Source organism: Parafrankia sp. EAN1pec, from assembly GCF_000018005.1.
GTDB classification, from domain to species: Bacteria; Actinomycetota; Actinomycetes; order Frankiales; family Frankiaceae; genus Parafrankia; species Parafrankia soli.
Genome location: NC_009921.1, coordinates 7,009,392 through 7,024,372, shown reverse-complemented (window position 1 = coordinate 7,024,372; position 14,981 = coordinate 7,009,392). Strand labels below are relative to the sequence as shown.

The 14,981-nt window shown below is 70.8% G+C and carries 7 protein-coding genes and 1 pseudogene; all 8 read left to right on the top strand.

The window, feature by feature from the left end:
- Positions 1-13: 13 nt before the first annotated feature.
- A complete protein-coding gene (locus FRANEAN1_RS28575; RefSeq protein ID WP_020463229.1) occupies positions 14-6,157 on the top strand; it encodes a type I polyketide synthase in 6,144 nt (2,047 codons plus the stop codon).
- Positions 6,158-6,252: 95 nt separating this feature from the next.
- On the top strand, positions 6,253-7,860 hold the full coding sequence (locus tag FRANEAN1_RS28570) for a long-chain-fatty-acid--CoA ligase (RefSeq protein WP_049796047.1): 1,608 nt from the start codon (positions 6,253-6,255) through the stop codon (positions 7,858-7,860).
- Positions 7,844-8,824 carry an LLM class flavin-dependent oxidoreductase gene (locus tag FRANEAN1_RS28565; protein WP_020463227.1) on the top strand — a complete coding sequence of 327 codons (981 nt, stop codon included), beginning with the start codon at positions 7,844-7,846 and terminating at the stop codon, positions 8,822-8,824. The genes FRANEAN1_RS28570 and FRANEAN1_RS28565 overlap by 17 nt, the downstream gene beginning before the upstream one ends.
- 62 nt (positions 8,825-8,886) lie before the next feature.
- Positions 8,887-9,678, top strand: a complete 792-nt coding sequence (locus FRANEAN1_RS28560) for an alpha/beta fold hydrolase (RefSeq protein WP_347176798.1) — start codon at positions 8,887-8,889, stop codon at positions 9,676-9,678.
- Positions 9,679-9,805: 127 nt separating this feature from the next.
- The gene (locus tag FRANEAN1_RS28555) at positions 9,806-10,489 is read left to right on the top strand and encodes a TetR-like C-terminal domain-containing protein (RefSeq protein ID WP_020463225.1); all 684 of its coding nucleotides are present in this window, start codon (positions 9,806-9,808) and stop codon (positions 10,487-10,489) included.
- A gap of 79 nt (positions 10,490-10,568) precedes the next feature.
- On the top strand, positions 10,569-11,777 hold the full coding sequence (locus FRANEAN1_RS28550) for a cytochrome P450 (protein WP_041254882.1): 1,209 nt from the start codon (positions 10,569-10,571) through the stop codon (positions 11,775-11,777).
- Between the two features lie 294 nt (positions 11,778-12,071).
- Positions 12,072-13,784 (top strand): hypothetical protein, encoded by a 1,713-nt coding sequence (locus FRANEAN1_RS28545; RefSeq protein ID WP_020463223.1) that lies wholly within the window; start codon positions 12,072-12,074, stop codon positions 13,782-13,784.
- Between the two features lie 51 nt (positions 13,785-13,835).
- Positions 13,836-14,970: pseudogene (locus FRANEAN1_RS28535) on the top strand (IS630 family transposase).
- The last annotated feature ends 11 nt before the right edge of the window (positions 14,971-14,981 follow it).

Here is a 14,981-nt window from a genome sequence, read left to right as displayed (position 1 = left end):
GAGGAGCTGTGGCGTGTCGCGTGAGTCGGTGACAGTCGACCATCTTCGCCCTACCCCCGGTTCGCCCGAGTCGGACGGCGTACTTCTCACGCGACTGCTGCGTGAGAAGTACGAGCCGGTCGCCGTCGTCGGCATGGGCCTGCGGCTGCCGGGCGGTTCGGAGTCACCGGACGAGTTCGAGGATTTCCTGCGGGCCGGCCGGTCCGGTGTCGGTCCGTTGCCGAAGGACCGCTGGGACCCCGACCTGTTCGTCCCCGACGACCCGTCGGAGAAGGGGAAGATCCAAACAACCGGCGGCGGTTTCCTCGACCGGATCGACCTGTTCGACGCGCCGTTCTTCAACATCTCGCCGAAAGAAGCGCAGTACGTCGACCCGCAGCAGCGGCTGCTTCTCGAAACCGCCTGGCACGCGCTCGAACACGCCAACATCGACCCGACGCCGCTGCGTCGAGGCAACGGCGGCGTCTACGTCGGTGCCAGTTCCATCGACTACGCCCTCGAACTCGACGGGCTGCCGTACGAGGCGCTCGACGGCCTGCTCGCGTCGGGCATCTCGATGTTCCCGCTGTCCGGCCGGTTGTCGTACTTTCTGGGCTGGCGCGGCCCGAGCGTCAGCGTCGACACCGCCTGCTCGTCGTCGTTGAGTGCGCTGCACCTCGCGGTGGAAGGGCTGCGCCGGCGCGAATGCGACCTGGCGCTGTGCGGCGGGGTGAACGCGCTGCACCACCCGCGCATCATGGTCATGTTCTCCCACGGCCAGATGCTCGCACCGGACGGTCAGTGCAAGACCTTCGACGACGCGGCGGACGGCTACGTCCGGGCCGAGGGTTGCGGCGTCCTCGTCCTCAAACGGCTCTCCGACGCCGAACGTGACGGGGACACGGTCCTCGCGCTGATCCGTGGCACCGCCATCGGCCAGGACGGTGACAGCGCCGGGCTGACCGTGCCCAACGGTCCGGCCCAGGAACTGGTGATCCGCCGAGCGATCGCCGCAGCCCGGCTGGAACCGCGCGACATCCAGTACGTCGAGGCGCACGGGACCGGGACGCCGATCGGCGACCCGATCGAACTCGGCGCTGTCAACGACGTCTTCTCGGCCTCGCACACCCACGACGACCCGCTGCTGGTCGGTTCGGTGAAGACGAACATCGGCCACACCGAACCGCTGTCCGGCCTCGTCGGCGTCATCAAGACCGTCCTGCAGCTGCGCGCTGGCACGATCTTCCCGCACCTCAACTTCCACCAGCCGTCGTCCCGGATCCCGTGGGACGTGTACCCGGTGCGGGTGCCGACCGAGCTCGAACCGTGGCCGGGGCCGGTTCGCCGCGCGGTGGTCAACAGTTTCGGTTTCGCCGGGACGATCGCGGCGGCTGTCGTCGAGCAGGCACCGCGACCGGACGCGCCGGCCGCCGGCGAGCTTGCTGGTGACAAGCTTGCTGGTGACGAGCCTGCCGGTGACGAGGCCGCGCCGCTGGCGGCGGTGTTCACGCTGTCGGGCAAGAACGAGGCGGCGTTGCGCCGGCAGGCCGAAAGCTACCGGCAGTTCGTCGAGGCCAGCCCGGAGCTGGACGTCGAACGGTTGTGTTACACGAGCAACGTCGGCCGGGCTCATTTCAGTCACCGCCAGGCCGGCGTGGTCACGAGCCGAGCAGACCTGGAAAAGCTGCTCGGCGCCGAGTCGCTACAGCAGCAGCCGGCGCTGGCGAAGATCCGGAAGGTCGGGTTTCTGTTCAGCGGCCAGGGGAGCCAGTACCCCGGTATGGGCGCCTACCTCTACCGGCGGTTCGCCGAGTTCCGTCGTCAGGTCGACGAGTGCGACCGGCTGTTCGCGCCGCACCTCGACACCTCGGTCCGCGCGCTGCTGCTGGGGGAGAGCGGGCACGACGAGCTGATCGACCAGACCCGCTACACCCAACCGGCACTGTTCACGTTGGAGTACGCGCTCGCCCGGCTCTGGACGTCCTGGAACGTCCGGCCGAACGTGCTGATCGGTCACAGCATCGGAGAGGTGGCCGCCGCGGCGGTCGCCGAGTTGTTCGACCTCCCCGACGCGGTCCTGCTGGTGGCCAGCCGTGCCAGGTTGATGCAGTCGGTCCGGACGCCGGGCGGGATGGCCGCGGTGGGCGCCGCCCCCGAGCTGGTGGCGCCGATGCTCGACGAGTTCCCCGGCCTGGCGCTGGCCGCGGTCAACGCCCCCGGTCAGTGCGTCGTCTCCGGCGCCCGTGACGAGCTCGCGGCGTTGGGCGAGCGGCTTCGGTTGCGCGGGTTGTCGGTGGAGCCGCTCGCCGTGTCGCACGCCTTCCACTCGCCGCTGATGGCCGAGGTCGCCGCCGAGCTCCGCGCGGCCGTCGCCGGCGTCACGTTTCGCGAACCGTCGATCCCGCTCGTCTCGAACGTCACCGGCCAGCTCGCCCGGTTCGCGGAGATCGGTACGCCGGACTACTGGGTGCGCCACGTCCGCGAACCCGTGCTGTTCATGGCCGGCCTGCGAGCGGTCGAGAAGCGCGGCCAGCACGCCTTCGTCGAGATCGGCCCGTCGACCTCGCTGACCGCCCTGGCGCGGCAGTGCCTGCCGGCCGACGACCACCGCTGGATCGCCAGCCTCCGTCGCCGCGACCCGTCCGCCCACACCGTCCTGCACGGGCTCGCCGAGTTGTACGCCGGCGGCGTGGCCGTCTCCTGGGCGGGAGTGCACGCGGGCCGGACGTTGTCGAAGATCGAACTGCCCGGCTACGCCTTCGCCCGGAAAAGGTACTGGCTTCCCGTCGACGGCGGGCCGAGCAGTCCTGGGTCGGCGGCCGGCTACCACCCGCTGCTCGGGCAGGAGCAGTCTCCCGGCGAGCGCCGGCCCGGCGAGGCGCGCGAGTTCGTCGCCGAGTACTCGCCCGAACGGCCCGCCTACCTTGCCGACCACCCAGGGCCGGACGGCGAGGTGGTGGTGCCCGTCGCGGCCTACGTCGAACTGCTGCTCGCCCTCCAGGACGCGGCCTTCGGGCATACCCGGGGCACGATCAGTGACCTACGGGTCCAGGATCCGCTTCGGCTTGTCGGAGAGGGCCGCGTGCAGGTGCGGACCCGGCTGTCCGCCCGCGCCGACGGCCGCTTCGACGTGGTGGTGTCCAGCGGTCGGCCGGACCAGCCGACACCGCACGCGAGCGCGGTGCTCGCCGAGGAAGACGTCGAGTCCGCCGTCCTGTCCGGCGTCGGTGCGGCGCTGCGGGACCGGGCGCGGTCCCCGGGCGCCGTCGAAGACCGAGTGAGCCACGAGGACCTCTACACCGACCTCGCTGCCGTCGGGCGGGAGTACGGCGAGCGCTTCCGGCTGGTCGCCGAGGTGCGCGGGCACAGCGGCGGCTTGCTGACCGGCACCGTCGCGGGGCGGCCGGCCACCGTGGTCGAACACCTCCCGCCCGAGCTGCTCGAGTGCGCGCTGCAGGCGGTCGCGGCGCTGCACCCGGACGGCCCGGTGCTCGTATCGAGCGGCGTCGGCCGGCTGCGGCTGTTCCGCAAGCCGCGAGCCGAGCACCTGCGCGTCGTGGCGCGGCTGCGCAGGGCGGCGGTTGACCGGTGGGTGGCCGACGTCGTGCTGTTCGAGGACGAGGTAGTGGTCGCGGAGCTGCGCGAGGTGCGGTTGGGCGCTGCCGGGGTGTCGTACCCGTTCCTGCACCGGTTGGCCTGGCTGCGCCGTACGGCTCCGCCCCAGTTGGCGTCGCAGCCGCGACACGTGCTGGTGCTGGGCCGTGAGCCTGGCGACTCGGCGGCCGGGCTCGCCGAACCCGCCGCGGCGGACGGCGTGCGGACGACGTTCCTCGCCGCTGCCGAGGGGGCGGGCGGTGTGGCAGGCGCTCTCGGCGACCCGACGGTGACCGACCTGTGCTGGTTCTGGCGGTCTGCCCAAGGCGAGACCACGGCGGCCAGCCTGCGCAACGAGTGCGAGCTGAACTACCGGGCGCTGCTCGAGCTGGTCGCGGTGCTGAACGCGGCGGACCTACCCCGGCCGCCTCGGCTGTGGCTGGTCACGAAGCGAGCCCAGTGGCTGCCCGGCGACGAGGTAGGCACCGGTGAGCAGCTAGCCGCGGCGACCTTGTGGGGGTTTGGCCACGCGCTGCTGAACGAGTACCCCCGCTACCGAGCCTGCCTCGTCGATGTGGCGGGGGACGCGGACCTGGCGGGCCTGGTCGAGCAGTGGCAGGCGCCCGACACCGGTGAGTTCCAGCTCGCCTACCGGCGCGGGCGGCGTTACGTCCGCCGGCTGCTGGCCGGCGAGCGCACCCCGGACTGGGACGGCGGGTTCGTGGTGCGGCCGGCCGCAGCCGGCGTCGTCGACGAGATGACGGTCGAGCCCGTGGACGAGCCGGCGCCGGTCGGCGACCAGGTCCAGGTCCGAGTCCGGCTGGCGGCCCTGGACGGCTCGCCGCCGGCAGTGGCACCGCCGGCCGCGACAGACACCTCGGGCGAGACGACGGACACCTCGGCCGCGACGGACACCCCGGGCGCGACGACGGACACCCCGGCCGTGGCGGAGCCGCCGGACGGGCGGGACGCGCTGCCGGCCGTCGCTGCCGTCGGCTGGGCGGGCACCGTGGTCGCGGCCGGCGACCAGGCCGCCTTCGCCGTCGGGGACCACGTCGCGGTGACCGGCCCGGGAACCGTGAGTCGAACGGTGACCGTCCCGTCGAGCGCCGCGACCGCCCTCTCGCACGGGAACGACCTCGCGGACGCACTCGCGGCCCTGGTCCGAGCAGCGACGCCGGGGGCGCGCGCGGCCGGGCCGGCCGGTACGCGCCAGATCGACCGGGTCGAACTGTACGACCTCGACGAGGTGCCGGAAGCGCTGGCCGCGGCCCGCCGGGACACCGGGCCGGTGGTGGCCTTGGTTCAGGTCGGTCCGGAGCCCGTTGCGGCTGTCGAGCCCGCCGTAGCCGTCCGGGTCAGCGAGGCGGACGCCCCACCGGCTCCGGTGCGGCCAGATCGCGTCTACCTGGTGACCGGCGGGTTGGGCGGGCTCGGCCTGGTCACCGCGCAGAAGCTGGTCGACCTGGGCGCCAAGCGATTGGTCCTGACGAGTCGCAGCGGCCGGCCGACGCCCGAGGCGACCGACGTACTGGCGGCGTTGTCCGACCGGGCCGTGGTGTCCGTCGAGCGCGCCGACGTGGGTTCGGCACCGGACGTCGAACGCCTGGTGGAACTGGTGCGTCAGACCGGCCTCCCGCTGGGCGGGATCGTGCACGCCGCCGGGGTCGCCGGCAAGTCGCTGATCGGGAACCTGACCTGGGAGGCCGTCGACGAGCAGCTTCGGGCCCAGGTCTACGGGGGGTGGCTGCTGCACGAGGCCAGCCTCGGCTTCCCGGAGCTGGACTTCTTCCTGGCCCACTCCTCCGTCGCCGCGGTGGTGGGCGGTGCCACCCAAGCTCACTACGCCGCGGCGTTCGCCTTCCTGGACGGGCTGGTGGCCTGGCGGGCGCGGCAGGGCCTGCCTGCTCTCGCGGTGAACTGGGGAGCCTGGGGGCGGGTCGGGATGTCGGCCCGGCTCGACGAGAACCTGGGTCGGGAGTTGCGGCGCAGCGGCATCCGGCTGTTCTCGCCGGGGCGGGCGCTGCGAACCCTGCCCTCGCTGTTGACGGGGGCGGCGCCCAACCTGGTCGCCGGCGTGTTCGACTGGGACCGGTACATCGCGCCGAGCCTGCTCGATAACGCGCTGTACTCGCGGGTCGCCCGTGGCCGGGTGGACCTCGGCGGTGGCTTCGACGTGGCCGCGCTGCTGGCCAAGTCGCCCGCCGACCGTTCGGCCGCGCTCGCCGAACTCGTGCTCGACCTCGTCGGTGCCGCGCTGCACCTCGACGACGGCGAACGGGTGGATCCCGCGGCCGAGTTCGTCGCGCTCGGCCTGGACTCGCTCATGGCGCTCGAGGTGAAAACCAGCCTGGAGGGCAGCCTGCGGCTTCCGCTGCCGGCCACCTTGACCTTCGACCATCCGTCGCCGCGACAACTGGCCGAGTTCCTCGACGGCCAGCTCGCTGCCACCACCACTGCCACTTCCGCCACTGCCACTTCCGCCACCGCCACTTCCGCCACCGCCACTTCCGCCACCGCCACTACCCCTACCACTACCGCCACGGACCCGGACGCCCGGGGCCAAGCCGCCCAACGGAGTTGAGACCCTTGCTCGACACCAGCCCGGCCGACACGCGCTCCAGCGACACCAGCACCAGCGCCCCGCCGGACGGCTGGTCCCCACCGGCGGAGTGGACCTTGACGGCGACGTCGGCCGCCCACGCCGCGGCTCGCCCGGACTGGCCCGCGATCCGGTGTGAGCACCGGGTCGTCAGCTACGGCCGGCTGCACCGCGACAGCAACCGGGTCGGGCACGCGCTGCGGGCGGCCGGTGCCGGGGTGGGGACGCGGGTCGCCTACTTCGGCCGTGAGTCCGAGTACTACTACACGGTGATCTTGGGCTGCGCGAAAGCAGGTGCGGTCCTGGTGCCGGTGAACTGGCGGCTGACCGCGAGCGAAGTCGACCACGTGCTTCGGGACGCCAGTGCCGAGGTGCTGTTCGTCGACGCCGACTTCGTCGCCGTGGCCGACCGGGTGCGGCCGCAGTTGCCGACGCTGCGCACCGTCGTGGTCGTCGACCAGCCGGGGTCGGCCGACCCGGGCGCGGGCCTGCGCGGCTGGTGGTCGACCGCGCCCGAGACCGACCTGGACCCGGGGACCGGCCCGAACGACGCCGTGGTGCAGATCTACACCAGCGGCACGACCGGCCAGCCCAAGGGCGCCGTCGTGGCTCATCGAAGCTTCTTCACGCTGCCGGCCTACCTGCGCGCCGCCGGGCTGGACTGGATCGACTGGCGCCCGGACGACGTCAGCCTCATCAGCCTGCCCGGACTCGGCACGGCGGGCATCGGGTGGTTCATGCACGGCTTCAACGCCGGGGCGACCAACGTCGTGATGCGCGCTTTCATCCCGCAGGAGGCGGTACGGCTGATCCGTGAGGCCGGGGTGACAACGACCTTCGCCGCACCCGCGATGTTGCGGATGATGCTCGACGAGCGCGACGCCGGCCCAGACGCCTTCCGGTCGATGCGGAAGATCGCCTACGGCGGCGCGCCCGTCTCGGCGAGCCTGCTGACCCGTTGCCTGGAAGTCTTTGGCTGCGAGTTCGCACAGATCTACGCGAGCACCGAGACGGCGAGCGTCGCGACCTGCCTGCCGCCCGCTGCGCACCAGCCGGGTAGTCCGCTGCTGCGCTCGGCCGGGTTGGCCTGCCCCGGCAACGAGATCAAGATCATCGACTCGGTCGGCGCCACGCTGCCGGTCGGCCAGGTCGGCCAGGTCTGCGTGCGGACACCGGCCCGGATGCTCGGCTACTGGGCGCGCTTGAAGGACACCGCCGCGACGCTGGTCGACGGGTGGTTGCTCATGGGGGACGCCGGCTACCTGGACGAGAACGGCTACCTGTTCCTCAGCGACCGGATCAACGACACCGTGATCGTGGCGGGCCAGAACATCTACCCGGCGGAGGTCGAGAAGGAGCTCTGCGAACATCGCGACGTCGTCGACGCCGCCGTCGTCGGCCTGCCTGACGAGGCGTGGGGCGAAGCGGTCCATGCCTGCGTCGTGCTCCGGCCGGGCGTCGAACTGGTGCCCCGCCAGTTGCTGCTGTTCCTCCGGGAGCGGCTCGCGGACTACAAGCTGCCCGTGGCTTTCCACGCCATGGACACGCTCGCCCGCAACCCGGCCGGAAAGCTCCTGCGCCGGGTCGTGCGCGAGCAACTGAGCGCCACCTCGACGGCGGCGCCCACCACCGGTGCGCGGGTCGAGGTTTGCGAGGAAGGAGCCGACGGTGGACGCCACCGCTGAACCCGTCCGCGTTGGCGTACTGTTGCCGACCCGGGAGCAGGCGGTCACCGGCAGGTTCGCGGCGGAGCCGTTGCTGGCGTTCGCCGGGAAGGCGGAGGCGCTCGGTTTCGACTCAGTGTGGGTCGGCGACTCGCTGACCGCCAGGCCGCGGTTCGACCCGTTCGTGGTGCTCGCCGCGGTCGCGGCGGTGACCAGCCGAGTAACGCTGGGCACCGCGGCACTGACACCGGTGCTGCGCCACCCGCTGATCGTGGCGAACCTGATCGCCAGCCTCGACCACGTGTCCGCGTCCCGCCTGGTGCTGGGACTCGGCGCCGGCTTCCCGGTCCCCGAGACGGAGGCCGAGTTCGCCGCCGTCGGCGCGTCCTTCGGGCAGCGGGTGGGCAGGCTGGACGAGTCGGTTGCACTGTGGCGGCAGGCCTGGCGGACCGACGGCGCCGTCGCGGCGGAGTTCACCGGACGGTACTGGCAGGTGGCCGGTCTCGACCGGCTGCCGCCGCCGCACCGGCCCGGGGGACCGCCACTGTGGCTGGCCGGCAGCGACACCCCGGCGGTGACGGCACGGGTGGCGCGGTACTACGACGGCTGGCTTCCCTTCCTGCCCACCGCGCAGGCCTACGACCAGGCATGGCGCGCTGTCGTCGCCGCTTGCCAGGAGGCGGGCCGGGCGCCGGGGGCCGTCACGGCGGGCCTATACGCCACGGTCACCGTCGACGAGGACCGGGACCGGGCCAAGGCGGAGCTCGCTGACTACGTCGGTCGCTACTACGGCCGACCGCTCGAGCAGATGGCCGCGTTGCAGGCGTACGGCTGGGGGAGCGCTGAGGAGTGCGCGCGGTGGCTCGTGGGCTACGTCCGGGCCGGTGCCCGGCACGTGGTCGTCCGGATCGGTTCGCTCGACCCGGCCAGCCAGCTCGAACTGATCGCGCGCGACGTCCTGCCGGCGGTACGCGCCGCGGGATGACGGGCGACGACGTGCCCGGCGGGCACGTCCGTCCGACCGGACCACCATCTTCAGGAGGTACCGTGAGTAGCTCGATCGTGGCGCGGACGTCCGCGCACGGGCAGTGGTTCCACCCGTCCGACCTGGAACCCGAGGCAGAGATCAGGCTCTTCCTGTTCCCGCACGCCGGGAGCGGGGCCATCATCTACCGGGACTGGGCCGACCTGCTGCCGGCCGACGTGGGAGCGCAGGCCGTGACGCTGCCGGGCCGGCAGGGGCGCCGAGACGAGGTCGCCTTCACCGAGTGGGAGCCGTTGCTCGACGCGTTGTACGAAGCGGTCCAGAACGAGTGCGACGAACGGCCGTTCGCGTTCTTCGGCCACTGCCTCGGCGCGCAGCTCGCCTACCACCTCGCCGTCCGGATGCACCGAGCGCAGCAGCGCGTGCCGCTGCTCGTCGGGATGTCGGGATGGGCCCCGGAGGGGTTCTTCAACCCGACCAAGGAGCACATCGGGATGCCCCAGGAAGAACTCGTCGTCTGGATCAAGCGGCTCGGGTCGTTCCCGGCGGAGATCTACGACAATCCCGAGATGCTGCAGATGGTGGTGCCGGCCTTGCGGGCGGACCTGTCGGTGGCCGCGCAGCGGATCGACGAGGGCGCGCTGGTGCCCTGCCCGATGGCGTCCTACGGCGGCAAGGCCGACCCGTTGATGGAGGAGACCGACGCCTTCTCGTCCTGGGTGTCCCGCAGCCCCCAGTACCTTGGCCACACCGAGTACACCGGCGGCCACTTCTTCATCGACCAGCACGCCCTCGCGGTGACCGCCGACTTCAGCCGGCACCTTCACCGCCTGGCAGCCGCCGCGCGGAGCTGACGGCTCGGGGTTGCGCCGCGCGGGGGGCGGTCGCGCCCAGTCGTTACCCCTGACGTAATCGACGAGAACGGTCGTCGTCTGCCACGATGCCGACATGAGCCGATCGAGTACTCACGGTGACAGCTTGGTGGAGGTTGAACAGATCGAGATCGACCAGGTCAAGCAGGCGGCGGTCCGGCGGCTGGCGGACCGGCGCCGCGTCGACCTCTCGCCGAGCGCCCTGGGCGAGGCCGCCGGGATCGGTCTCGACCGGGTGACCGCATACTTCGCCGGCGAGGACGAGCTGCTGACCACGCTCGTCCTCGACGCCTACGCCGGGATGGGCGACGGCGCGGAACGGGCCGGGGACGCGGCATCGGCCGCCGGCGGCTCGCCGCTCGACCGGTGGGTCACGATCAGTAAGGGGGTCAGGAGCTGGGCGCTCGACCACCCGGACGAGTACGCGCTGATCTGGGGGCAGCCGGTGCCCGGCTACCACGCTCCGGCAGAGACGATGGTCGTCGGGGCTCGCACCGTCGTGGCCCTGCTGACGGTGCTGCGCGACGCGCAGCGAGACGGCGGGCTGGCGGACCAACCGCCGGTGCCGCGGCTGTCGGACGGCATGGCGCGCAACGTCGCCGGGCTCGCCGCCGGCCTGTTGCAGGGCCTGCCCGACGGGGTCATCGCTCGGATTCTCGTGACCTGGACCCAGCTCCACGGGATGGTCGGGTTCGAGGTGTACGGCCACCTCGCTGGCGTGGCGGCCGACCCTGGCGCGTTCTTCGAGTTCGCCGCACGGGAGATGGGAAAGTACGTCGGCCTGACGCGGTAACCGTCAGGGATGGGTCAGCCGGGCGTCAGCGGAATTGGTGACAGTGGGCATCGAGATGTTTCCTCCCGAATGAGGTGTGATGCTAGAGAACGAGACTGTAGTCCATGACTGGCCGTTCGCCCGCACGGCTTCCGGGCGCCCGCCGGAGATTCTGACGAAATTGCGGGAGCTGCCGCCGTGCGCGGTGCGGATACCGGCTGGTGCGGCGGATTCCCGGCTCGCGTGGCTGGTGACTCGCTACCCGGACGCCCGGCAGGCACTTATGGACCCGCGGTTGAGCGCGGACGAAACGCTGCCAGGTGCCCCGGTGCGCATACAGGTGCCGCCCGACCAGAAGCCGGGATCGTTTCTTCGGATGGACGACCCGGAACACGCCCGGTTGCGTGGGACGATCACGACCGAGTTCACTGCTCGGCGGGTCCGTGGCCTGCGGCCGGCGGTCCAGCGGTTGATCGACGAACTGCTGGACGGCCTCGCGGCCGGACCCCGGCCGACCGACCTGCAGGACGCCTTCTCCCGGACGCTGCCGACGTTGGTCATCGCCCGCGTGCTGGGCGTACCGGACGCCGACTCGCCCTTCTTCGTCGAGAAGACCAGGGTCACCATCTCGCAGGGTGACACCGCCCGGTCCTACGCGGCCTACCAGGAGATGTCGGAGTACCTCGGCGTGCTCGCCACCCGGAAGCAAAAAGAGCCGGCGGACGACCTGATGAGCCGGCTGGCCGTGAACCACCTGGCCACCGGGAAGATCACCCTGGACGAGTTGGTCGGTATCGCGCGGTTGGTGCTGGTCGCCGGGCACGAGACCACCACCAACCAGATAGCCCTGAACATCCTCAGCATGTTGCTCGACGACGACCTGCGCCGCACCGTCCTGGCCGACGACGGCGTGCGGATCCCGCAGTTCGTCGAGGAGTCGATGCGGTACTGGTCGATCTCGCAGGACGCCATCGTCCGGTTGGCCGTCGAGGACTTCGAGCTCGGCGGCACTACGATGCACAAAGGCGACGCGGTGGTGATCTCCATCCCGGCCGGCAACCACGACGAGTCGATGTTTCCCGACCCCGACCGGATCGACCTGGACCGCGACAGCGGCGACCACCTGCAGTGGGGGGTCGGGCCGCACTACTGCCAGGGCGCGCCGCTGGCGAGACTGGAGATGGAACTCGCGCTGAAGACCCTGTTCGGGCGCTTCCCCGGGCTGCGGTTGGCGACCGACGACCCGGACTCGGTGTTCCGGACCGGCACCGTGTTCCACGGCGTGCGGGAGCTTCCCGTCACCTGGTAACGCCCGTCACCTGGCAACACTGACAACGAACCCCACCGGCCGTGCCGCGCGGCGGCCTGCCTGGCCGAGTTCGCCCGACCAGAGCCCTGACGGCTGGTCCGGGAACTGTCAGCCGGGAACTGGTGGCTAGTACTAACGGGGCTTCGCCCCAGCCCGACGAGCATGTTGCTGTGGTCCGGCTGTGATCGTGGGCTCCGGCCGGGCGGTGTGACGGGTTGACGATGAACCCGCCTGTGATGCCGCTACCTGGCGGCGGTTGGCCTGAGGCCTGGCCGTCCCGGACCGGAGCTGACGATGACGCTACCCCGCACCGTCGCCGACGTCCTGGCCCATCACGTGAGCTTCGAGGTGGAGTGCATCGACCGGATGTACCTCAACGTCTATGTGCCCCAGCTCCAGTTCCCTCTCGGCCTGGTCGGGTTCCTCCACCGCCGGCTCGGGATGCGAGTCGCCTCCACCGCCCCGCTGGCGTCGATCACCGAGGGTTTCGTGACCGCGGTCCGGCGGTTCGCCGCCGACCACGACATCCCGATCGTCGACTTCGTGAAGGGGCAACGGAAGGACGACGTGATGCACGAACGACTCAAGGACTTCACCGGCACCCAGGGGGTGGTGTTCATCGGTCGAGCGCAGGAGAAGACTCCGCTGTTCCGTACGGAAAAGCGCCGCGACGCAGAGGGGAAGACATACCCGTGGATCGTGAAGACCACCGGGGTCGTCAACCACTTCTACTTCTACTGCGTCGACGACGACTTCGGCCCGTTCTTCCTCAAGTTCTGCTCCTACTTCCCCTACAACGCCAAGCTGTGCCTGAACGGGAACCACTGGGCGCAGCGGCAGGCGACCAAGTCCGGGATCGCTTTCACCCCGATGGACAACGCGTTCGCCGCGGTCGAGGACCCGGCCGGCCTTCAGACGATCTGTGACCGGCCCGGCCCGGCCGAGATCGATGGGCTGCTCCGCAAGTGGTTGGACATCCTGCCGCACCCGTTCACCCCCGACGACCGCGACGCCGGCTACCACTACGACCTCTCGATCCTGCAAGCCGAGTTCTCCCTGACCCAGACCCTCGACCGGCCCCTGTCCGGAAGGATCTTCTTCGAGCAGGTCATCCGGGACAACCTTGACATCGGCCGCCCCGACCAGGTCAGCCTGGTCTTCGACCGGTCCCTGCGCCGGACCGGCCCACGAGCCACCCCGAGCCGGTTCCGAACCCGAATTATCACCAACGGCGTCACCCCAAGCCTGCACGTCGACGACAAACACGCCACGATCAAGCAGTACCACAAAGAAGGAAAAGCGCTACGCACCGAGACCACCATCAACGACACCCGCGACTTCGGGATCGGGAAAAGGCTGATCAACCTGCCGGCGTTACGGCGGGTCGGCTTCCACGCCAACCGACGTCTGCTCGACGTCCAGACCATCAGCCACGATCCCACCGACGGCGACACCGCGTTCGCGGCCATCACCGATCCGGTCATCACCGAGACCGGACGGCGGGTCGCCGGTATGCGGTTCACCGACCACCGCGTCCAAGCCCTCTTGTCTGCAATCCTCGTCTTCCGTCTGCTGCCACACGGTTTCACCAACCGTGACCTACGCGAGTATCTCGCGCCACTGCTCGGCCGCGACCCGAGCACCATCACCAGCGGACAGATGAGCTACGACCTACGCCGACTCCGCCTCCACGGCCTGATCGAACGCGTTCCCGGGACTCACCGCTACCAGATCACCCCCGCCGGGCAGCGCCACGCCCTGTTCCTCACCCGCGTCCACAACCGGGTACTACGCACCGGCATAGCCGAACTCGCCGACCGCCACAGCGACCCCCACCGCTACGCCGAGCAGCCGACGCCTACGACACCGCCATCAACGAACTCATCCACCACGCCGGACTCGCAGCCCGACCCGCACGCCCCGAACTTGACCCATCCTTCGCGGCTTCGCCCGCCCAAGCCTTCCAAGCCTTCTAGTGCCGTATCCGCCAAGGTTTGCCCGTTGTGAGGACGCGCCGGGTCGGCTCCCGTCCTGGCCGTCCGGCTGATGATCCGTGGTGTGGCGGAACGGGTGCGGGTCCGGGAGATCGATCCGGACGAGGGGCAGCTGGCTGTTACGGATCGTGCGACGCTCCAGCGGGTCGGTGGTGACATGGCGGCGGGCGCAGATGATCCTGCTCTCCGCGCAGGCCATGACCCCGACGAAGATCGCCGAGGTGACGTTAACGTCGGAGGACCGGGTCCGCGACGTGATCCACAACTTCAACGCCGACGGGTTCGACTCCCTCTACCCCGAGGTACGCCGGTGACCGGCCACGGAAGTTCACCCTCCCCAGCGCCGGGAGATCAAGAAGATCGCGAAGTCCCGTCCGTCCGAGCACCAGCTGCCGTTCTCGACCTGGAGCCTGACCAAACTCGCGGAGTTCCTGGTCGCCGAGGGGGTGGTCGACGACATCAGCCACGAGGGCCTACGGGTCCTGCTCCGCGAGGAGGGCGTCTCGTTTCAACGCCTGAAGACCTGGAAGGCCAGCTCGGATCCGGAGTACGAACCGAAGAAGGCCCGCGTCGAGCACCTGTACGCGATCATCGACGGTCAGGTTGTGCCCGAGCCCGGCGAGCCGACGGTCGTGTTCTGCGTGGACGAGTTCGGCCCGCTCAACCTGCAGCCCCGCCCCGGGCGGATGTGGGCCGGGGCGGGTGGTGCGAAGACCGACCCGAAGCGCGGCCCGCGGCGCCGCCGGCGGGCGACGTACACGCGGACGCAGGGGGTGCGGCACCTGATGGCCGCCTACGACCTGGGCCGGGACCGGATGTACGGGCATGTGAAGGTCACGAAGAACCGGGCCGTGTTCCTGACCTTCTGCCGCTACCTGCGCGGCCTCTACTCGCCTGACGTGCGGATCGCGATCATCTGCGACAACTACAGCCCGCACCTGTCGATCCGGGTCGATGGGCGGGTCGGAGCGTGGGCGACGGCGAACAACGTCGAGATCGCCTACACCCCGACCAACAGCTCATGGCTCAACCGCATCGAGGCCCAGTTCACCGCCCTGCGCTACTTCGCGTTGGACGGCACCGACCACCGCAACCACCGCGCCCAGGCCAGCATGATCCGCCGCTACCTCGGCTGGCGGAACCGCCACGCCGCCGACAAGAAACTCCGCGCCGTGGTCGCCAAGGCAAACGTAGCCTGATGCGGCACTAC

Excerpts from the sequence above, each read along its gene's own strand:
- FRANEAN1_RS28545 (WP_020463223.1), top strand. The coding sequence starts at position 12,072 with ATGACGCTACCCCGCACCGTCGCCGACGTCCTGGCCCATCACGTGAGC.
- FRANEAN1_RS28550 (WP_041254882.1), top strand. The coding sequence starts at position 10,569 with ATGCTAGAGAACGAGACTGTAGTCCATGACTGGCCGTTCGCCCGCACG.